At 64.6% G+C, this 20,015-nt stretch carries 17 protein-coding genes; 12 read left to right on the forward strand and 5 right to left on the reverse strand.

All coding sequences use genetic code 11. The features are described 5' to 3' along the window. The first annotated feature begins 37 nt into the window (after nucleotides 1-37). The 5 genes from GAU_RS12410 (at nucleotide 38) to GAU_RS12430 (ending at nucleotide 6,020) form a co-directional block, all read left to right on the forward strand. Nucleotides 38-652, forward strand: a complete 615-nt coding sequence (locus GAU_RS12410; RefSeq protein WP_015894221.1) for an ATP-dependent Clp protease proteolytic subunit — start codon at nucleotides 38-40, stop codon at nucleotides 650-652. 295 nt (nucleotides 653-947) lie between these two features. Then, nucleotides 948-2,210, forward strand: a complete 1,263-nt coding sequence (gene clpX, locus GAU_RS12415) for an ATP-dependent Clp protease ATP-binding subunit ClpX (protein ID WP_015894222.1) — start codon at nucleotides 948-950, stop codon at nucleotides 2,208-2,210. 35 nt (nucleotides 2,211-2,245) lie between these two features. Beyond that, a complete protein-coding gene (gene lon, locus GAU_RS12420; protein WP_015894223.1) occupies nucleotides 2,246-4,687 on the forward strand; it encodes an endopeptidase La in 2,442 nt (813 codons plus the stop codon). Then, on the forward strand, nucleotides 4,684-5,337 hold the full coding sequence (yihA, locus tag GAU_RS12425; RefSeq protein WP_052574417.1) for a ribosome biogenesis GTP-binding protein YihA/YsxC: 654 nt from the start codon (nucleotides 4,684-4,686) through the stop codon (nucleotides 5,335-5,337). The genes lon and yihA overlap by 4 nt, the downstream gene beginning before the upstream one ends. Further along, on the forward strand, nucleotides 5,337-6,020 hold the full coding sequence (locus GAU_RS12430) for a hypothetical protein (RefSeq protein ID WP_015894225.1): 684 nt from the start codon (nucleotides 5,337-5,339) through the stop codon (nucleotides 6,018-6,020). The genes yihA and GAU_RS12430 overlap by 1 nt, the downstream gene beginning before the upstream one ends. 1 nt (nucleotide 6,021) lies before the next feature. Here GAU_RS12430 and GAU_RS20960 read toward each other — a convergent pair whose 3' ends face one another. After that, a complete protein-coding gene (locus tag GAU_RS20960) occupies nucleotides 6,022-6,618 on the reverse strand; it encodes an NUDIX domain-containing protein (RefSeq protein WP_052574418.1) in 597 nt (198 codons plus the stop codon). A gap of 94 nt (nucleotides 6,619-6,712) precedes the next feature. Between GAU_RS20960 and GAU_RS12440 the strand changes: the two genes are divergently transcribed. Genes GAU_RS12440 through GAU_RS12455 form a run of 4 tightly spaced genes read left to right on the forward strand, consistent with a single transcriptional unit; the run spans nucleotide 6,713 to nucleotide 11,699 of the window. Next, nucleotides 6,713-8,212 carry an anthranilate synthase component I family protein gene (locus GAU_RS12440; RefSeq protein WP_015894227.1) on the forward strand — a complete coding sequence of 500 codons (1,500 nt, stop codon included), beginning with the start codon at nucleotides 6,713-6,715 and terminating at the stop codon, nucleotides 8,210-8,212. Nucleotides 8,213-8,242: 30 nt separating this feature from the next. Next, nucleotides 8,243-9,820, forward strand: coding sequence for an adenylate/guanylate cyclase domain-containing protein (locus GAU_RS12445; protein WP_015894228.1), 1,578 nt, complete (start codon nucleotides 8,243-8,245; stop codon nucleotides 9,818-9,820). Continuing rightward, on the forward strand, nucleotides 9,817-10,602 hold the full coding sequence (locus GAU_RS12450) for a lipopolysaccharide kinase InaA family protein (RefSeq protein ID WP_015894229.1): 786 nt from the start codon (nucleotides 9,817-9,819) through the stop codon (nucleotides 10,600-10,602). The genes GAU_RS12445 and GAU_RS12450 overlap by 4 nt, the downstream gene beginning before the upstream one ends. Further along, nucleotides 10,602-11,699, forward strand: a complete 1,098-nt coding sequence (locus GAU_RS12455; RefSeq protein WP_015894230.1) for a glycosyltransferase family 9 protein — start codon at nucleotides 10,602-10,604, stop codon at nucleotides 11,697-11,699. The genes GAU_RS12450 and GAU_RS12455 overlap by 1 nt, the downstream gene beginning before the upstream one ends. Here GAU_RS12455 and GAU_RS12460 read toward each other — a convergent pair whose 3' ends face one another. Then, a complete protein-coding gene (locus GAU_RS12460) occupies nucleotides 11,700-12,323 on the reverse strand; it encodes a Maf family protein (protein ID WP_015894231.1) in 624 nt (207 codons plus the stop codon). Between the two features lie 53 nt (nucleotides 12,324-12,376). Here GAU_RS12460 and GAU_RS12465 point away from each other — a divergent pair, with 53 nt between their 5' ends. Then, entirely contained in the window at nucleotides 12,377-13,558 is a 1,182-nt protein-coding gene (locus tag GAU_RS12465) for a trans-sulfuration enzyme family protein (protein WP_015894232.1), read from the forward strand. Nucleotides 13,559-13,627: 69 nt separating this feature from the next. Here GAU_RS12465 and dtd read toward each other — a convergent pair whose 3' ends face one another. Next, nucleotides 13,628-14,101 (reverse strand): D-aminoacyl-tRNA deacylase, encoded by a 474-nt coding sequence (dtd, locus tag GAU_RS12470; protein WP_041265510.1) that lies wholly within the window; start codon nucleotides 14,099-14,101, stop codon nucleotides 13,628-13,630. A gap of 65 nt (nucleotides 14,102-14,166) precedes the next feature. Between dtd and GAU_RS12475 the strand changes: the two genes are divergently transcribed. Beyond that, nucleotides 14,167-15,735: a hypothetical protein gene (locus tag GAU_RS12475; protein ID WP_015894234.1), complete on the forward strand. Its 1,569-nt coding sequence runs from the start codon at nucleotides 14,167-14,169 to the stop codon at nucleotides 15,733-15,735. An 87-nt stretch (nucleotides 15,736-15,822) separates the two neighbouring features. Here the strand turns inward: GAU_RS12475 and GAU_RS12480 are convergent, their stop codons facing one another. Beyond that, nucleotides 15,823-17,466 carry a peptide chain release factor 3 gene (locus tag GAU_RS12480; protein WP_015894235.1) on the reverse strand — a complete coding sequence of 548 codons (1,644 nt, stop codon included), beginning with the start codon at nucleotides 17,464-17,466 and terminating at the stop codon, nucleotides 15,823-15,825. 70 nt (nucleotides 17,467-17,536) lie between these two features. Continuing rightward, nucleotides 17,537-18,424 carry an Fpg/Nei family DNA glycosylase gene (locus GAU_RS12485; RefSeq protein WP_015894236.1) on the reverse strand — a complete coding sequence of 296 codons (888 nt, stop codon included), beginning with the start codon at nucleotides 18,422-18,424 and terminating at the stop codon, nucleotides 17,537-17,539. A gap of 225 nt (nucleotides 18,425-18,649) precedes the next feature. On the opposite strand from GAU_RS12485, the gene GAU_RS22630 reads away from it, so the two are divergent. Beyond that, complete coding sequence (locus GAU_RS22630) at nucleotides 18,650-19,954, forward strand: ankyrin repeat domain-containing protein (protein ID WP_015894237.1); 1,305 nt, start codon at nucleotides 18,650-18,652, stop codon at nucleotides 19,952-19,954. Nucleotides 19,955-20,015 lie beyond the last annotated feature (61 nt).

Raw genomic sequence — 20,015 nt, forward strand, 5'->3', positions numbered from 1 at the left:
GCCGTCCGCACAGCATCCCATACTGGAGAGTCGCAGCATGGCGTCGATCTACATGCCGTACATCATCGAGCGTTCGAGCCGTGGTGAGCGGACGTATGACATCTTCTCGCGGCTCCTCATGGACCGCATCATTTTCCTGGGGTCGCCGATCAACGACGACGTCGCGAACATCATCATTGCCCAGATGCTGTTCCTCGATGCCGACAACCCCGAGAAGCCGATTCACCTGTACATCAACTCCCCGGGCGGCTCCGTGTCGGCCGGATTGGCGATGTATGACACGATGCAGTTCATCAAGGCGCCGGTGTACACCACCTGCATGGGTATGGCCGCGTCGATGGGGGCGTTCCTGCTCTGCGCCGGTGCCCCGGGCCACCGGGCAGCGCTGCCGCACAGCCGCATCATGATCCACCAGCCGTCTCAGAACGGCGGCGGCGGATCGGCGTCCGATATCGAAATCCAGGCCCGCGAAATCCTGTACCTGCGCGCCAAGATGAACGAACTGATGGCCAAGCACACCGGCCGTCAGGTGGAGCAGGTCGAGCGGGATACCGACCGTGATCGGTTCATGAGCGCCGATGACGCCAAGGAATACGGCCTGATCGACAATGTGATCCAGGTCCAGGCCGAGCTGGTGGCCGCGACCCGCTGATTGGGGCGCATCCGCCGCACATTTGTGGGGTAGTACGAAGCCGGGGCCTGCGCCCCGGCTTCGTGCGTTCGGGCCTCCCGGAGCCTTTCCGGGCACTGCGGCGGTGGTCAGGGCCGGCTACGGTTTCCGGCCCCACCTGCCGACACTCATCTCGGCGTGATCTTCGCTTGACCCTGTACGCCGAACAGGGTTAACTCTCTACGCATGTGCAACATGGGCCGCCACGGATGGTGGCGCCGGCCATGTGCGCTCAATCGGGGAGCCGGCCTCCCCCGCTGCCCTGCACCGGATCGCAATGTCCCACGACAAGCATCTACGCTGCTCTTTCTGCGGCAAGTCCAAGGACGCCGTCCGGAAGTTCATTTCCGGCCCGTCGGTCTACATCTGCAACGAGTGCATCGCGCTCTGCAATGAGATCCTGGCGGAAGACGAGGAGCGCGAGGTCGCGGAATCGATCACGCAGGTCCCCACGCCGCGCGAGATCAAGAACACGCTCGATCAGTACGTCATCGGGCAGGACCTGGCCAAGAAGGCGCTGTCAGTGGCGGTGTACAACCACTACAAGCGCATCAATGCGTCCAGTTCGGCCCGTGAAGACGACGTGGAACTCGACAAGTCGAACATCCTGCTGATCGGCCCCACGGGCGTCGGCAAGACGCTGCTTGCACAGACGTTGGCGCGTATTCTGGACGTCCCGTTCACGATCGCCGATGCCACCACGCTCACCGAAGCCGGCTACGTCGGCGAAGACGTGGAGAACATCCTCGTGCGCCTGTTGCAGGCCGGTGACTTCAATGTCGCCGAGTGCGAGCGTGGCATCGTGTACATCGACGAAATCGACAAGATCGCGCGCAAGTCGGAAAACCCGAGCATCACGCGTGACGTGTCGGGCGAAGGTGTGCAGCAGGCGCTGCTCAAGATCCTGGAAGGCACGGTGGCCAGTGTGCCACCACAGGGTGGCCGTAAGCACCCGCAGCAGGAGTACATCCAGATCAACACGAAGGACATCCTCTTCATTTGTGGTGGAGCCTTCGACGGTCTGGAGAAAATCATCGAGGCCCGCACGGGCCGTCGCATGATCGGCTTTGGCGACGAAAAGCCGGACACGAAGGTGGTGTCCATCGGCAAGACCACCCCCAAGACTCCGTTTGCCGAAGTCGAGCCCGATGACCTGCTCCGCTTTGGCATTATCCCCGAGCTCGTGGGTCGCCTCCCCGTCTGTGTGCCCCTCGAGGCCCTCGACGAAGAAGCGCTCATGTCCATCCTCAAGGAACCGAAGAACGCGCTGACCAAGCAGTACCAGCGCCTCTTCGATCTCGAGGAAGTGAAGATCACCTTCGAAGAGTCGGCGTTGCGCGCCGTGGCCGCCAAGGCCCTCAGGCGCGGCACCGGTGCGCGAGGTCTGCGCGCCATTCTCGAAGAGACCCTGCTCGACACCATGTTCGAACTGCCGACGCGAGAGGATGTCGTGGAGGTGCGAGTCACCGAAGCGGCCGTACAAAACGGCGGACCTCCGCTCCTCGAGATCGCGCCCAAGCGGCAGAAGAAGGAAGCCTGACCACACCACGCTCTTCAAGGACCGGCAGCCACAGGTTGCCGGTCCTTCCGCTTCGCGACGTTGTGTTGTTCCCCCACGTCGCCATGCCGCTGCTCATCGGCCGCGCCGGATCGCTCGCGGCAGTGGCCGAGGCCCTCGAAGACACGCGCGAATTGCTGCTGGTGACGCAGCGTGATCCCGAGGTCGCTCTGCCGACGGGGAACGATCTGTATCGCATTGGCGTGCGCGCACGACTGCAGCAGGCCAGCCGGGTGTCCGGTGGCACCATGAAGATCCTCGTGGATGCCACCGAACGCGTCATCGTGCGCCGCTTTGGTGTGCACAAGCCGAAGAGCGCCAAGGCGACTCCGCTCCTGGAAGCGCGGGTGGATGCGTTTCCGCTCACCAGACCAACCAAGAAGACCGCCGAACAGACGTCGGCTCAGGTACGACACGCGCTGGCGCTGTTCGAGGAGTACGCCGGACTGCATCGTCGGCTGGCGCCCGAAGTGGTGGGGATGCTGCAGAGCCTCGAACACGAGGAGCGCATTGCCTATGGCATCGCCGCCCATCTGCAGATCACCATCGACCAGCGCCAGCAGCTCCTGGCCGCCGAGTCCCTGAGTGGCCTGGCCGAACAGCTCACACAGGTGTTGGGCAGCGAACTCGAACTGCTGAAGCTCGAGCGCAAGATCGATGATCAGGTGCGCAGCTCACTGTTCCAGAACCAGCGCGAGTTTTTCCTGCAGGAACAACTGCGGGTCATTCATCGTGAGCTCGGCCAGGACGATGGTGACGAGTTCGAGGATTTGGCCAAACAGATCGCCGCGCTCGGTTTGCCGGAGGCCGTGGAAACACGTGCGAACCGCGAACTGCGCCGCATCCGTCGTAGTTCGCCCACGTCTCCCGACGCCGCAGTGTCCCGCGGATGGCTGGACTGGGTGCTCGCGCTGCCCTGGAACGTGCGCACCGAAGACACGACCGATGTCGACGCGGCGCGCACGTTACTCGAGGAAGATCATTTTGGCCTCGAAGAGGTGAAGGAGCGCATCCTCGATCACATCGCAGTGCTCGGCCGGGTGGGCACACAGCAGGGATCGATTCTCTGTCTGGTGGGGCCACCGGGCGTCGGCAAGACATCACTCGGCCGTTCGATCGCCAAAGCCCTGGGCCGTCGCTTCGTGCGTATGGCCTTGGGTGGTGTGCGCGATGAAGCCGAGATTCGCGGCCATCGTCGAACGTATATCGGATCGATGCCGGGGCGCATTCTGCAGGCCATGCGTCGCGCCGAATCGATGAATCCCGTGATCCTGCTCGACGAGATCGACAAGTTGGGCAGCGATTGGCGCGGTGACCCCGCCGCCGCGCTGCTCGAGGTGCTCGATCCGGAGCAGAACAAGGCTTTCAACGATCACTATCTCGAAGTCGACTACGACCTGTCGCAGGTCCTGTTCGTCACCACGGCCAATTCGCTGAGCGGTATTCCTGAGGCCCTGCGCGATCGCATGGAGATCATCCGCCTGCCCGGGTACCTCGAAGGCGAAAAGCTGGCCATTGCGCGTCGGTACCTCGTACCCAAGCAGCTCGGCGCGAACGGCGTGCCGGTGGCGCAGGTGACGCTGGCCGACGATGTGCTGCCCGCCATGATTCGCGGCTGGACCCGGGAGAGTGGCGTGCGCGATCTCGAGCGGCGGATTGCCCGCCTGAGTCGCAAGCTCGCCCGTCGCAGTTGGGCGGACCACACGCAGGTGACGGTGGTCCGGGATGAACTGCCGGCCCTGCTCGGTCCCATTCAGCATCTCGATGACGAACACGCGCTCGAGGATCAGGTGGGCGTGGCATCGGGACTGGCCTATACGAGCACCGGCGGCGAGCTGCTGGAGATCGAAGTCAGTGTGGTGCCTGGTCGTGGCCGCGTGCAGCTCACCGGCACGCTCGGCGACGTGATCAAGGAGTCGGCCGCAGCAGCGCTGAGCTATGTGCGGGCGCGCGCATCGGCATTGGGCCTCTCCCCCGACTTCTATCGGGAGCGGGACATTCATGTGCACCTGCCCGCCGGCGCCACCCCCAAGGATGGTCCGTCGGCCGGTATCGCGTTGGCCACCGCGCTCACCAGTGCCCTGACCGGCATTCCCGTGCGCGGCGATATCGCCATGACCGGTGAGGTCACGTTGCGTGGACGCGTGTTGCCCATTGGTGGTGTGCGTGAGAAGGGCGTCGCCGCCCACCGCCATCGTCTGAAGCACGTGATCATTCCGCAGGGCAACGCGAAGGACCTGAGTGAACTGCCGGAAGACGTGCGCAACGGCGTCGAGTGGCACATCGTGAAGACGATGGACGAAGTGCTCGAGCTGGCACTGCGTCAGAAGCCGGTGGGTCTTTCGGAAGCGGCGGCCGCTGTTGCACCCACGGCCCGTTCGAGGTCGTCGCGATCGCGGCCCCGCGCACCGCAGCAGGATGGCGTGTTGGTGCATACCGACCAGGGAGCACCCACATGACCGAATCGGGGACGCCGACCGGCACACCCGATCCGATGGTCATCCGTCATCTCGAATATCTCGGCCCCATGGCCACCATCGATGGCTGGCGGCCCGAGATCACTCTGCCGGAGATCGCGTTTGTCGGGCGTTCGAACGTGGGCAAGAGCTCGCTGCTCAACAAGCTGATGCGTCGCAAGTCGTTCGCGCGTGTGAGCACCACGCCGGGCCGTACGCGCGAGATTCATTTCTTCGATGTGAACCACCAGTTCGTGCTGGCCGACCTTCCGGGGTATGGGTACGCGCGCATCAGCAAAGAACGAAAGGCCGAATGGCGCCCGCTGATCGAAGGGTACCTCGGCACCAGTCCACGACTGCAGGGTGTGGTGCAACTGCTCGACGTACGCCACGACCCCACCAATGACGACTACGTCATGATGGACTTTCTGGCCGATGTCGGGGTACCCACCATCGTGGCCATCACCAAGATCGACAAGCTCAAGCCAGCGCAAGCTCGGGCGCGTGTAGAGGAGCTGTCCAAGCGCCTGGGGCTCGACGCGGATCAGGTCGTGCCGTTTTCGGCGCATACCGGCGCTGGCCGCGATGAACTGGCCTCGGCGTTGATGCAGCTATTGGCGATGCCTGACTGGAGAACAACGGAGGAGGAGTGATGCGGCGCGCACCGGGCATTCGCAGACTCATGTGGCTTCCGGCCTGTTTCGCCTTGCTGGCGTGTGCGGGCGCATCATCGGTACCCGCACAGACGCCAGCGTCAGCGAGCAGGCTGCCTGGCATCTCGGGCGATACGCTCGATCCGAATTGGGTCCCGGTGGGCTTCGGCACGCTGCGACAGGACGACATCGCGCTCAAGACATCGCCGTCGTCGGGGCTGCAGGTACGCGCCATTCCCGTGGACGAGCGATTCATCCGGCTACTGTCTCCCGATTCGTATCGGGCATTGCGTGAGCTGGTGAATGGCAACGAGCCCAAGCTGCAGGCCATTCGTGAACGCAACCGCCTGCCGCACTACTCGGTCTGGTACGTCAGCTTCTTTGCGATCGAGCAGGGCGAGACACGATTCTCGCCGCAGGAGTTCATCATCGCCAACACGGGCCGGGACTTTCGCCCGCTCGATATGGTGCCGCTGACGCCAGGCTTCGGCGAATACCGACTCCGGCAGCGCGAGGTCCAGTCGGCGTTGCTGGTCTTCGATGGGCAGCTCGACCTCAATCAGCCCGTGAGCGCCAAGATGGAAAGTGTCCCCACTGCGACGGATTGGGCCTCGGTGCTGCAACGCGTGGAACGGGAACGGGCCGCGGTGCGGTCGCGGGCAGGGGCCAAAAAGCGGTTCTGAGTTACGGGGGACCTGAAACGGGGGCTCGCAGTACATCCTCCACCGCCCCCGCATCACCACTCCGCAGTAGCCACATGGCATGGCGTACCGCCTCGTGCTCGCGCGGCCAGGCCAGCTCCTGCAGCGCCTCATCGGCCGTGCGCCAACCGGCCAGATCGTGCTCCTCGCTCAGCGCCACGGTGTCATCCGATACATCGGCGTGCACGATGGCGGCGAACACCAGCGCCAGTTGCACCGTGTCCGTGACCGGGATGTAGAACGGATTCACCGCGAGATTGTACAGGCGATCCACGGCGAAGCCGGTCTCCTCGAAGACCTCGCGACAGGCCGCTGCAGCGGGCCGCTCCCCGGCCTCGATACGCCCATGCACAATCTCCCAGGCTCCGGTGCATCGCGTTCCGGCCGCGCGGCGCAGGGTGAGTACCCGCCAGCGGGCCGGAAACACGCCCTCCGGGGCGGGGGCCAGCACGACCACGTCCACAATCCGGGCCGCAATGCGCGTCACATCACGGGAGACGTCCCCGGTGACAGGAGGGTGTGCCGAGTCGGCACGGGTTGCTCCGTCATGTGCGGCCTCGCCGTTCGGTACACCAGCCATCTCGACACCTCGCGTGAAATCACCATCCCCAGGTCACGGGAATGCTAGGGAGTCGCTTGCCCTTCAGCGAGCGGCGCGGCGACCTTTCAACCCGATGACTACGCTCGACGAATTCCGCTCCCGTGCTGCAGGCTGCCAGTCCACCGGCGGCCTCGTGCCGGTTTGGAGCGACTGCCTGCTCGACCTCTGCACGCCTGTCTCCGCCTTTGCGAAGCTGCGGCGTGGCCCTTTTGCGTTCCTGCTCGAATCCGCGGTCACGCGGGGCGAGGCGTGGTCGCGCTATACGTATCTGGGGACCGAGCCGCGCGGCGCATGGCGACTGCGCGATGGTGTGGTGGAAGACTGGACGGCCGAATCGGGTTGGTACGGTGCACGCACGCCGGAGGATCCCATCGCCGATCTGCGCGGCATTGTGCGTGACATGAACCCCGTGGACGCCCCCGAGTTGGGTGCGCTCTGGAGTGGTGCGTTTGGGTTCTTCTCGTACGACGTGGTGCGTCACATCGAGCGACTGCCCCATGCCCCGCCCCGCGCGTTGAGTTACCCCGACGCCTGCTTTGTCTTCACCGACGCGCTGGTGGTGATCGACAATTGGCGTGGGCAGGCCCGTGTGATTGTGTCGGTACCGGTCGCGGCGGGCAGCGATGCGGCCACGCTGGAGGCGCAATACCACAAGGCGGTGGCCACCCTCGACGAGACGATCGCACGCCTGCAAGGACCTGAGACGTTGCCACCGCTCACGTTGAACGAACGTGCAGCACCGGCCACGGCGGTCTCGAAGTATCCACGCGAAGATTTCCTGCGCGATGTCGATCGCATCAAGGAGTACATCCTTGCCGGCGATGTTTTTCAGGCTCTGCTCGCGCGGCGCATGGAAGTGCCGCTCGATTTCGATACGACGACGCTGTACCGTGCCCTGCGCGCGCTGAATCCGTCGCCGTACATGTATCACCTCTTTCTCGACGGCCTGGAACTGGTGGGCAGTTCGCCGGAACTCCTGGTACGTGTGGCCGATGGTCGTCTCACCGTGCGCCCCATCGCCGGCACCCGTCCGCGCGGCAAGACGCAGGAAGAGGATGACGCGCTGGCCGCCGAATTGCTCGCCGACGAAAAGGAGCGTGCGGAACACGTCATGCTGGTGGACCTCGGTCGCAATGACGTGGGTCGTCTCGCGAAGTACGGTACGGTAGAGGTCACCGACCTGATGGTGGTGGAGCGCTACTCGCATGTGTTCCACATCGTCAGTCAGGTGGAAGGCGAGTTGGCCGATGGGTCGAGTGCCCTCGATGCGTTCCGCGCGGTGTTCCCGGCGGGCACCATGACCGGCGCTCCCAAGGTGCGCGCCATGGAGATCATCGACGAACTCGAGCCTGAACGCCGCGGTGCGTACGCCGGTGCGCTGGGCGTGATCGGCGCGGGCGATACCCGCATGGATCTTGCCATCACCATCCGTACCTGTGTGATTGCGGATGGCGTCGCCTCGGTGCAGGCCGGTGCGGGCATCGTGTACGACTCGGTCCCCGAACGCGAGTGGGAAGAGACCGAAAACAAGGCGCGCGCCATGCTGACCGCCATCGGACGGGCGCGTGGTTGAACACCGGCCGGAACGCCATGAGGCGCGCGCGTGACACTCGTGCTCACCTCGGCTTCGGGCGATCGGCGCTTCTCCCTGCTGGGACGCGCCACGCTCGTGCTGGGGCGTGATCCGATCAGCGATCTGCCGGTACTCGATCCGGCGGTCTCACGGCGTCATGCGGAACTGTCGCTGGACGACCGGGATCGTGGCGTGCAGATCGTGGATCTGGGTTCACGAAATGGCACCTGGATCAATGGATCGCGGGTCACGCGCGGCATGGCGCGCCCCGGAGACACTGTCGCCTTCGGCACCGTGACATTCACGGTGCTGGAGGTGGATTCGGTGGCCATGCGTCCGACGCCGTCATTCGCAGGGCAGGAAGCCTCTGCCACGATGCTGCGTGAGCGCCTGGTGCCATCGCGCGATCAGGCACTCGCCGATATCGCCGTCAACAACGATCGGGCCACCGCACGTCTCACGCAGTTGGTGCGCATTGCGCAGCGACTGGGGACCTTCGGCGATCTCGATGGTTTGCTCGACGCCATCGCGGCGGATCTCTTCGCGACGTTCGATGCTGACCGGGTGGCGGTGTTGCTGGCCGAGCCAGATGGTACTCTCGACACCCGGATTTCACGCGACCGGAAGGGCGCCATCCCCCGCCCCGTGCCGCGAGCCATCGCACATGGCGTCGCGGAGCGGCAAGTCGCGCTGCTCACCAACGATGCGGCGCGGGATACTCGCACCGCGGGCGAATCGGTGTTGCAGCAGGCCGTAAAATCGGCCATGGCAGCGCCGTTGCTTGGCGAAGGGCGTGGCACGCTGGGTGTGTTGTACGTCGATCACCTGCGCGAACATCAGGCGTTCCAGGATGACGACCTCGCATTGCTCGTGGCGTTTGCCGGCATCGCATCCGCCGCGGTTGAACGGGAGCTGGCCGCCGAACAGTTGCTACAAGCGGCGCGAGTCCGGGAAAACTTCGAACGATACTTCACGCCGCAACTCGCAGAGCGCATTGCCGGGAGTCCGACACAGGTTTCGCTGGGCGGCGTGCGTCAGCGCGTGGTGGTGCTGTTCAGCGATATCCGCCACTTCACGGCCATCGCCGAGTCATTGCCGCCGACCGCCATGGCGCAACAGCTCAACGAGTACTTCGGCGCGATGGTGGACTGCGTGTTTCGGCATGAAGGCGCACTCGACAAGTTCATTGGCGATGCCATCATGGCCTACTGGGGTGCCCCGGAGGCGCGTGACGATGATGCCGAACGCGCCGTCGCCGCGGCCCGTGACATGCAGGAAGCGCTGGCGCTGCTGAATGAACGCTGGCGCCGCGAAGGACGCCCGGAATTGCGGGTGGGGATTGGCATCCACACCGGTGATGCCTTCGTGGGCAATATCGGATCACCGCGTCGCCTCGAATTCACGCTCATCGGCGATACGGTGAACCTGGCCAGCCGTCTGTGCTCGCTCGCCAAGAGCGGCGAAGTCCTGGTCAGCGAAGCGATGGTACACTCCCTCGAAGGACGAGTCGCCTGCCTGCCCCGTACGGAGTTGCGTGTGTTCCGGCATACCAGTGAAGACAGTCCGGTGTGGGAGGTGGCATCGCCCACCCACGGCGTGACGTCGTGACCCACACCGCCACAGACATCCCACCCAGCGTATCGCTACGCGGCGCCGACGTGACCGCCGTGTCATCGGTGCGAGAGGATCTCGTCTCGGTGGTCGAAGCACACGGCTCGTTGTATGACTGGGCGTCCGCGCAGCCGCAGGCTCGTGCGTTGCGTGGTCGAGCACCGGTGTATGTGGCCACGCTGCCAACATCCGCCATGCGCGTGGTGGTGCGTCATGCCTGGCATGGGGGCTTGCTGGCCCCCATCACAGGCGATCGTTTCCGACGCCCGTCGCGGGCCCCCGTCGAGATGTCGCAGTCGATGGCGCTGCGAGCCGCCGGCGTTCCCACCACGGAGGTACTGGGTTTCGTGCGCTACGACGCCGGACCTGGACTGGTGCGTGTGGACGTCGTCACCTTGTACGTGCCCGATACAGCGGATCTCGGCATGGTGCTGGCCGGTCTCGCCCCCGACATGGAGTGTGACCAGGCCCTGCACGCCACGCGGGCGCTGCTCGTCACGCTCGCGCGCCATGGTGTGGTACACCCGGATCTCAACGTCAAGAACGTGCTGCTCAAGCCGGGAGCACACGCTACCCTCGAAGCGCTCATGATCGATGTGGATGTGGTGCAATGGCATCCTCACCGCGCCCCACATGAAACCATGCACCGGAATGTCTCGCGCCTGACACGATCCATGGCCAAGTGGCGTACCCATTTCGGCTGTGACTTTGCGGATCGTCGCATCGCGGCGTTTGTGGACGCGACCAACACGGACCTGCTCGCGCTGGAACAGCATTGATGGCTACACCGACTACGACGGCCACACCCACTACGCCGCCGCTGCCCCCCATCCGACTCGACCGCATCGGCATCGTCATGATGAGTGCGGTCGGCGATGCCGTGCACGTCATGCCCATCATCCACGCGCTCAAGGCCCAGGTGCCCAAAGCACACATCACCTGGGTGCTGCAACCAGGACCGGCGACGCTGGTGCGCGGCCATCCGCTGGTCGATGACATCGTGCTCTTTGATCGGGCACGGGGATGGCAGGCATTTCTCGACGTGCGTCGTGCCCTCGCTTCGCGGCAGTTCGATGTGGTGCTGGGACTGCAGGTGTACTTCAAGGCCGGGCTCATCACGGGTTTCACCAGATCCCCCGTGAAGCTGGGCTTCGATCGCGCACGCGCGCGTGATGCCAACTGGCTGTTCACCACACATCGCATTGCCCCACACGCCGGGCAACATGTGCAGGACCAGTACTTCGAGTTTCTCGATGCGCTGGGTGTGCCCCATGGTTCTCCGACCTGGACACTGGGCCCTTGGAACGACGAAGAACGACAGTGGCAGCGGGAATTCCTGGATCAGTTCGATCGTCCCATTGCGCCGATTGTCGTGGCCACCAGCAAACCCGCCAAGGACTGGATGCCCGATCGCTGGGCCCGCATCTGCCAGGTCCTGTGGAACGACTTCGGATTGCAGCCCGTGCTGGTGGGCGGCAACTCCCCGCGGGAGCGAGCCGCCGAGGAGATCATCCTGCGTGATGCCCCGATGGCGCATTCGGCACTGGGCAGCGGTTTGCGCAAACTGTCCGCCATCCTCGATGGCGCGGCGGTGGCGCTCTCACCGGATACCGGTCCGCTGCATCTCGCCATCGCACTGCGTACACCCGTGATTTCGTTGTTGGGCTACACGAACCCGAAGCGAGTCGGCCCATACGATTTTGCGCACGATCTCATGATCGATGCGTACGGAGATCCGGGAGAGGACTACCCACTCGATATGACCTACCGCGAGGGACGCCTCGAGCGCATTACCGTGGACGACGTGGTGTCGAAGCTGCAGCACTGGCGCACACACTACGAAGCAGCGCGCCTGGCGGAACTGCAGGCCCGTTGATCACGTGGTGATCGAACCGAACGCGTACTGAAAACCGAGATCGCGGATCAGGGTGATCATCCGGCCGAGTGGCAATCCCATCACGGCGAAGTAGTCACCTTCGATGCGCTCCACGATGGTGGCACCGTATCCCTGGATGCCGTAGGCGCCGGCCTTGTCCATGGGCTCCTTGGTGTCGACGTAGCCTTCGATCTGCGGCCGATTGAGCGGCCGGAACTGCACCTGCACCGCCTCCACGCCGGAACGGATCTCGCCGGCATGAGCCACGGCGACGGCTGTGTACACCGTGTGTTCACGGCCGGCGAGCCGCGTCAGCATGTGAATGGCCTCTTCGCGGTCCCGCGGCTTGCCCAGGATGTCGCCGTCCACGACGACAATGGTGTCGGAGCCAATCACCAGTGAACCGGGCTCTGCGGCGGCCAGGGCCTGCGCTTTGCCGCGAGCCAGGCGTTCGCAGTGCGGCACCGGGGCCTCACCGGGGAGCACGGTCTCGTCGATGTCCGCCGGCCGTACTTCGTGGGTAATGCCCACGAGCGTGAGCAACTCGCGGCGGCGGGGGGACTGCGAGGCCAGGATGACGCGGACGGCTGAACCTGCGGCGGTAGGACCGGACGGGGAAGGCATGCAGGTAAGTTTATGGCGATCCCACGGAATGCCAACGTCCTGCTCCGCTCAACATGTCCGACGACCCACAGTCCCCGCACTTCGAGACGCTCGCGATCCGCACGCAGTCGCCGATCACGCCGGAGCGCGAACACTCGGTGCCGCTCTTCCTCACGTCGAGCTTCCGGTTCGACGACGCCGAGCACGCACGGGCGTTGTTCACCGAGGAAGTGAGCGGCAACGTGTACAGTCGGTATGCCAATCCGAACACCGATGAATTCGTCCGGAAACTGTGCCTGCTCGAAGGGGGCGAGGATGGCATCGCGACCGCGTCAGGCATGTCGGCCGTGTTCACCGCGCTGGCGGCGAAGGTATCGGCCGGTGATCATATCGTGGCATCGCGTGCCCTGTTTGGTTCGACCCACCAGATCCTGACGCGTGTGCTGCCGAAGTGGGGTGTCACCTCGGACTATGCCGACGTCGGAGATCCCGGTTCATGGGAACGGCTCATTCGTCCGAACACACGACTGTTGTTCGTGGAGACGCCGAGCAATCCGGGGCTCGAACTCATCGACCTGGCTTGGCTGGGCGCGCTGGCACGTGCCCGCGGCATCCCGCTGGTGGTCGACAACTGCTTCGCCACCCCGTATCTGCAACGGCCGCTCGCACTCGGCGCGAGTGTGGTGGTGCATTCGGCCACCAAGTACATCGACGGTCAGGGTCGGGCCCTGGGCGGCGCCATCATCGGCGCGCGGGACTACCTGAGCGATTGCCGGTTTTTTGCCCGTCACACCGGTCCAGCCATGAGCGCCTTCAACGCCTGGCTGCTGTCAAAATCGCTGGAAACGCTCGCCGTGCGGATGGATCGACACAGCAGCAACGCCCTGACCGTGGCCCGTCATTTTGAAGGCCATCCGGCAGTGGAGTCGGTGCGCTATCCCTTCCTGCCGTCGCACCCGCAATACGACCTGGCGCGTCAGCAGATGTCGCAGGGTGGTGGCATTGTGGTGCTGGTGCTCAAAGGCGGGCTCGATGCCGGACGCCGATTCCTCGATGGTGTACAGCTCGTATCACACTCTGCGAACCTTGGCGACACACGGACCATTGTCACGCACCCGGCCTCCACGACACACAGCAAATTGACTGCCGACGAACGTGCTGCGGTGGCTATCACAGACGGGCTCATTCGGGTCAGTGTCGGGCTCGAGCATACCGACGACATCATCGCAGATCTGGAACGCGCCTTGGGTGCGTAGACGGATGGGCCAAGGGCTATCGGCGCTCGGCCCCTCCGTGACACAGCATGTCACATCCGTGGTGCGTAGTCACTCAGGACCGGCATCCCGTTCGATCAGGATTGTGACGGGCCCATCATTGACGAGTTCCACGTCCATCATGGCGCCGAATTCGCCGGTCTCCACCTGCAGCCCCCGCTGTCGCAAACCCATCACGAATCGGTTATATAACACTTCAGCAGGTTCGGGTTTGGCTGCATCGATGAAGCTGGGGCGACGTCCCTTGCGGACATCGGCATAGAGGGTGAACTGCGATACGACCAGCAGTGCACCGCCGTGTTCCTGGATGTCGCGATTCATGCGCTGCTCTTCGTCGGGGAACAGACGGAGGCAGATGACCTTGTCCGTCATCCATTCGAGTTCTGTGTCGGTATCGCCATGGGTGAAGCCGACCAGCAGCAAATATCCGGCGTGAATCCGTCCGGAGACCCGGGTAGGGCTTTCGGGCGATTCCGCGCGAATTCGCACTTCAGCAGACTTCACTCGTTGGAGTAGTATTCGCATAGCATAGAGTTTGGCTTCGGTCCCGTGAACACGAAAGACCGGAGACATTGCAATCAACGACCGCCGTGCAACCACGTCTTGCTCTCCATTTTGATCTGACGCCGCGTCTCGCGGCAACAGATGCTGATGCTGCGTTCCTCGCCGCGTGTGTGGCGTGGCTCGGGTTGGATCAGGGACAGCCACTGTCCTGGGATTCCCCCTCAAATCACACCCTCGATGGCGGCCGCATCCTGCGATGGGCGCCATTCCGGAATGACGGCGCATCGCTGGCCGACATCGTGGTGCATGCGCCGGACCCGCTTGATCGCTCTTTGCAGTGGTCCACACACGTGACCTATGTCACGTCACAGAATGCCGCCGGGGTCGTGCATCGCCAGGTGAACATTCGCGTGGGCACGGAAGGTGGAGCGCCGAATGGCGCACCGCCGCCAGTGCGGCCTCCGCGCCTGCTGTCGGAACTCGACGCCACGTTCACGCTGGTGTCCAACGACGGTCCATTGCAGCGCACGCCGACGCAGCTCGAAGCGGGAACGCTCGACGCGTTCGTGCGCTTCGTGCTGTGTGACCCGGCGCGTACCATGCCGGTCCTGCTGCTCACGGAACTGCCCGACGGTGGCTACGTGTTGCCGCCCGAGCAGTTTGCCGCCGAGATGATCGGTCTTGGCTTGTGCTTCCAGTTGCGCCACGCTGACACCTTCGCGCTCTCCGACGCCGTTGGCGGTCATGCGCGCAGTGTGTTCCTCGGCTCGGCCCGCGCGTACCTGCCCGGCTTCACGCTCGAAGCCGACCCGTTCCAGCATCCGCTGGTGCTGGCACGCGCCCTGGCCTTGCCGGGCGAGCGTCGTCGGCTCGTGCAGCGTCTGGCCGAAGTCTCGGTGCAGCGTCCGTTCTCCGATCCGGTCGTCGCCGACACGCTGCGTGATCTGCGCAGTGCGTCCTACAGCAAGCGTCCAGATGCCACGGAAGCCCTCGCCGCGGCCGAGTCGGGCGTGGAGATGGACAAGACGCAGCTCATCGCGATCGTGCGCCAGTTGGAAGAAGCGGTGCGCGCTGCAGAAGGTGAGCTGGCCCGTACGCGGGAACGGCTGAACGAATCACGGCAGTCGCTCGAAACGGAGCGCTCCTCGGCGCGCTCGCTGCGCACCACGTTGGCTGCACTCAAGGAGCGTCAGCCGATCTCCAAGCCGGCAAGCGATGCACCGCAGTCGGTATTGGAAGCGGTGGAACGTGCACAGGCGTTGTATTCCGATGCGCTGCGTATCCTGCCGTCGGCATTCACCTCGTCACGGGAATCGGAGTTCCCCGATCCGGACACGGCGTGGTCGTACCTCAAGGCGCTCGGCGAAGTCGGCCGTCGTCGTCAGGACCGCGCGCTGAGCCGTCCGCTTGGTGAAGTCTTTGCCGATCTCGGCGTCGACTATTCTCCGGGCCCGAGTGACCCGGCGCGCAAGACACCGTATGTCTTCCGTGACAGCGATCGTGAAGTCGAATGCGCAGATCAGTTGCGCAAGGGCAGCAACCCGGTGACGTGCCTGCGCATCTACTTTGCGTCCACCGAAGATGGTGGCTTTGTCATCGGTCACGTGGGCCGTCAGATCGACGTGATCGCACGCGCGGCGGCAGCCGAAGACTGAGTGCGCGAAGGGTGACGTAAAACGGGGCGGCGAGCACAGTATCTGGCTCGCCGCCCCGTTTCGTTTGCTGCGGATCTGTTCAGCGTGTCAGGGAGCCGTCTCGTGGAACTGCACGGATGTCTCGTGCTGCAGTGCACGACGTAGCGCCCACTGGTCCTGAAACAGCACCACCACATGCCCCTTGTGGTCGTACACCTTCATGCGACCAAGACCCGTCGCCACCCGTTCCACATCGGCCGGCTTGCCAGTGAGCCAACGCGGCCAGCGATGGTTCATCTTCTCGAACTTGCAGGGTGCGGAGTACTCGTACTCCAGACGGAACGCCATCACGTCGAACTGCAGTTGCCCCACCGCACCCACAATGGGCTGCGACCCCGCACTGGTCTCCGCAAAGAACACCTGCGCAGCGCCCTCTTCGGTGAGCTGCCGCAAGCCGATATCGAACTGCTTGCGCTTCATCGGATCGGCCGGCGTGGCCCGTGCGAAGTGTTCAGGCGCAAAACGCGGAATGCCCTGGAACTCCAACTTGCCATCGCCGCCCAGGGTGTCGCCGATGCGCAGGTTGCCACGATCCATCACGCCGATCACATCACCGGGCCAGGCGTCTTCGATGGCCACCCGATCACGGGCCATGAACTGCTGCGGTGAGGCGAGACGCATCGGCTTTCCCGTACGCTGATGCACCACCTGCATGCCGGCTTCGAAATGGCCGGACACGATACGCAGGAAGGCCACACGATCGCGGTGCTTGGGATCCATGTTCGCCTGGATCTTGAACACGAAGCCCGTGAAGTCGGAGCGCTCCGGTGCCACCGGGCCGAGGTTGGATTCCCGCGGACCTGGCGGAGGGGCGAGTTCGAGGAACTCGCGGAGAAACGGCTCGATGCCGAAGTTCGTGAGTGCCGAACCAAAAAACACCGGCGTCAGCGACCCATCGATTACACGGTCGTGCTCATAGGTGTGTCCCGCGGCATCCAGCAACTCGATGTCCGTCATCAGGCGATCGAACGCCGATTCCCCCATGGCTTCGATGAGCTGCGGATCGTCGATGCTGACGATGGTGTCGTCGGCGCGCGTGGCACCACGATCCCCGCTGCGTTCGAACAGGTGCACTTCGCGCTTGAGGCGGTCGTAGACCCCCACGAACACATCGTTCTCGAACACCGGCCAGGTCGCGGCATAACAATCGATGCCCAGGTCCGCTTCGACGTCCTGGATCAGCTTGAGCGGATCTTCTCCGTGCCGATCGCACTTGTTGACCAGTGTGAAGATCGGCGTGCGCCGCATCTTGCACACATCGAACAACTGGCGGGTGCGCTCTTCGACGCCACGCCGATTGTCCAGCAGCATGATGGCGCTGTCGGCCGCCACCAGCGTGCGATACGTGTCTTCCGAAAAGTCTTCGTGACCTGGTGTATCGAGCAGGTTGAGCTGGTAGCCCATGAACTCGAACTGCAGCACCGAGCTCGTGACCGAGATACCGCGTTCCTGCTCCAGCTTCATCCAGTCGGACGTGGCGTGTCGGGTAGCGCGACGCGCCTTGACCGAGCCCGCCAGGTGAATGGCGCCACCGTACAACAGCAGCTTTTCGGTGAGTGTCGTCTTACCGGCGTCAGGGTGTGAAATGATGGCGAAGGTGCGGCGGCGGGAGATCTCCCGCGACAGTCGCGTTTCGTCGACATCACTGCTGGCCTGGTCCGGCGGCAGTTCGGGCGTGACAGCATCGGTCATAGCCTCGAAAGATAACGAAATCCGGACGCTAGCTGTGGGATGGGCTCCGTCAGGGCGCGGGGAGCCCGGGTCAGTCCGCCAGTTCGTCGAGAGTCCGTGGGAAGTCGTCTTTCAGCAGGCGAGACAGGGCCCGATCGGCCAGCACGCGCCCGCCGGTCTGGCAGCGAGCGCAGTAGTTGGTCTCGTTGTCCGCATACCGGATACGCTGAACCGGTGCCGCACACACGGGGCAGGCCTTCCCGAATCGCCCATGCACCGCCATCTCGTCATGAAAGGCGGTCACCGTCTCGGGAAACCCGTTGCCCGTCTCCTGCCGCAGCCGGTCGGTCCAGGTCCGCAGCGTGTGTTGCATGGCGGCATGCAAGCGCGCGATGTCTTCGTCTCCCAGCCGACTCGTGAGCACCATCGGGGAGAGCTGCGCCGCATGCAGCATCTCGTCCGAATACGCGTTGCCGATGCCGCTCAACAGCCGAGGGTCGGTGAGGGATCGTTTGATCGTATGGTTCTCGGCTCGCAACACGGTGGCCAATTCGCCAACGGTGCAGGTCAACGGCTCGAGCCCACCACGATCGAAAGACTGCAGCGATGGGACGCCCTGCACCGCATGCAACGAGGCCCGGCGTTTTGTGCCCGCCTCCGTGAGATACAGCGTGCCGTGCGCAAACTCGAGGCTGGCCAGAGCCAGTTTGCCCGCGATGCGTTTGTCCGGCGGCCGCCAGCGCAAACGGCCGGCGATCATCAAGTGCACCACCAGCGCGAACTCCTCGGTGAACTGCAACACGATGCGCTTGCCCAGGCGCCGCACACCGAGAATCTCCCGATGCTCGAAGGCGGAGAGTGGCGGCGTCACGGATCGCAGGACAAACGGATTGTGCACCCGTACCGCACTGGGAGCCTGTCCCACGACGGTCGCTTCGAGGCGTTCCACGTAGATCATCACATCGGGGAGCTCGGGCATCCTGAATGCTGCGCGCCAGCCCCGCCGTCGACCAGCCCGGTACGCGGAGCCCGCCAAGGTTGTCGAGGAGATGGCCGGCAGCGCGTGAAGGCGATAACCTTGTGGGGCGCGAGGGGCGCATTCAGTCCGCGAAAAGGGCCGTGCCCACCCACACAGAAGGCCGTCATTCGAACCTTCTTTCAGCCCGATCAGTGCGGACTCCGGGCGCGATGAAAGGAGATTCGCATGTATCCCAATCCGCAGGACGTCCTGCCGCTCCCCCAGCGTCCCGACACGCAGCAGTACCGCACCCGGGCCAAGGACCTGGTACGGGCATATCACGCCGGCGGCGAGGCCGTCGAGATCTGGGCTCGCCAGTGGGTGGACGCGCTCTGGCGTGCACAGTCGGCACCGGGCCAGGCCACCGCCGACAACCAGGCCGACACCAGAGATCGGGATCGGGCCGCGCAGCAGGTGACACACTTTGCCCGCCAACGCCTGGCCACGGATGATGCGGCGCTGCATCAGGCGCAGTTCGTCATTGCGCGTGCGCACGGGTTTCCCAGTTGGCCGCGATTCGTCCGGCATCTCACCGACGCCGCCAACGACCAATCCACCAGCGCGATCTTCGAACAGGCCGCCGACGCTATTGTGCGTGGTGATCTGTCGACGCTGTTGTTGCTGCTCCGGGCCCATCCGGCGTTGGTCCGTGCTCGATCCACGCGAGAACATGAAGCCACACTGCTGCACTACGTGTCGGCCAACGGCGTGGAGAACTACCGGCAACGTACCCCCGCCAACATTGTCGTGATCGCCACCGCACTGCTCGACGCCGGTGCTGATGTGAACGCCACCTGCGAGGTCTATGGCGGTGGGGCGGACACGCTGGGGCTCGTCGTCACGAGCGCCCATCCAAGGGCCGCTGGGGTGCAACTCGCGCTCACAGACCTGTTGGTGGCGCGCGGTGCGCCCGTGGTGGCGGGCATGGTGCGCAGCGCACTGGCCAATGGCTGTCCGGAGGCCGCCGCGCACGTGGGAGCACTCTGTGTAGCCCGCGGCATTGCCCTGCGACTCGACGAACTGGCCGGGATGGGGCTCGTGGAGCCCCTGGAGGCCCACCTGAGCCGGCAAACGCCCGACGACAGGGCTGCCGGTGAGGCCATGCAGATGGCCGCCTGGTACGGCCGTGGTGCGGCCATTGCGACCATGCTGGATCATGGGCTCCCCGTGGACACCCCCGATCCCAACGGCGGGGAAACGGCGCTGCACACCGCCTGCTACGCGGGACATGAAGCGTTGGTGGCGATGCTGCTCGAGCGCGGCGCGTCCGTGCATCGCATGGACACACGATACGGCACGACGCCCCTCGTGTGGGCCCTGCATGCATGGCTGGAAGACGGTCGCACGCCGGTCGAGGCATACCGTGCCATCGTGCATCGATTGCTCGATGCGGGCGCGGTGGCCGATGCGGCGCTGGCCCAGGATGAACGCCTTGCCGGAGAAACGACGCTCAGATCCCGATTGATGCAGAGCGGCACATCAGAGCGCTGAGCGCTGGCACTCCCGATGACAAACGCCCCGGTGTCGCGCAGTGCGACACCGGGGCGTTGTG

The sequence above is a fragment of the Gemmatimonas aurantiaca T-27 genome (genome assembly GCF_000010305.1).
Lineage (GTDB): Bacteria > Gemmatimonadota > Gemmatimonadetes > Gemmatimonadales > Gemmatimonadaceae > Gemmatimonas > Gemmatimonas aurantiaca.

Bases quoted from the DNA above. Each gene is read 5' to 3' on its own strand.
- GAU_RS12410 (WP_015894221.1), top strand. From the start codon at position 38: ATGGCGTCGATCTACATGCCGTACATCATCGAGCGTTCGAGCCGTGGT.
- clpX (WP_015894222.1), top strand. From the start codon at position 948: ATGTCCCACGACAAGCATCTACGCTGCTCTTTCTGCGGCAAGTCCAAG.
- yihA (WP_052574417.1), top strand. From the start codon at position 4,684: ATGACCGAATCGGGGACGCCGACCGGCACACCCGATCCGATGGTCATC.
- GAU_RS12430 (WP_015894225.1), top strand. From the start codon at position 5,337: ATGCGGCGCGCACCGGGCATTCGCAGACTCATGTGGCTTCCGGCCTGT.
- GAU_RS20960 (WP_052574418.1), bottom strand. From the start codon at position 6,618: ATGGCTGGTGTACCGAACGGCGAGGCCGCACATGACGGAGCAACCCGT.
- GAU_RS12440 (WP_015894227.1), top strand. From the start codon at position 6,713: ATGACTACGCTCGACGAATTCCGCTCCCGTGCTGCAGGCTGCCAGTCC.
- GAU_RS12455 (WP_015894230.1), top strand. From the start codon at position 10,602: ATGGCTACACCGACTACGACGGCCACACCCACTACGCCGCCGCTGCCC.
- GAU_RS12460 (WP_015894231.1), bottom strand. From the start codon at position 12,323: ATGCCTTCCCCGTCCGGTCCTACCGCCGCAGGTTCAGCCGTCCGCGTC.
- GAU_RS12465 (WP_015894232.1), top strand. From the start codon at position 12,377: ATGTCCGACGACCCACAGTCCCCGCACTTCGAGACGCTCGCGATCCGC.
- dtd (WP_041265510.1), bottom strand. From the start codon at position 14,101: ATGCGAATACTACTCCAACGAGTGAAGTCTGCTGAAGTGCGAATTCGC.
- GAU_RS12480 (WP_015894235.1), bottom strand. From the start codon at position 17,466: ATGACCGATGCTGTCACGCCCGAACTGCCGCCGGACCAGGCCAGCAGT.
- GAU_RS12485 (WP_015894236.1), bottom strand. From the start codon at position 18,424: ATGCCCGAGCTCCCCGATGTGATGATCTACGTGGAACGCCTCGAAGCG.
- GAU_RS22630 (WP_015894237.1), top strand. From the start codon at position 18,650: ATGTATCCCAATCCGCAGGACGTCCTGCCGCTCCCCCAGCGTCCCGAC.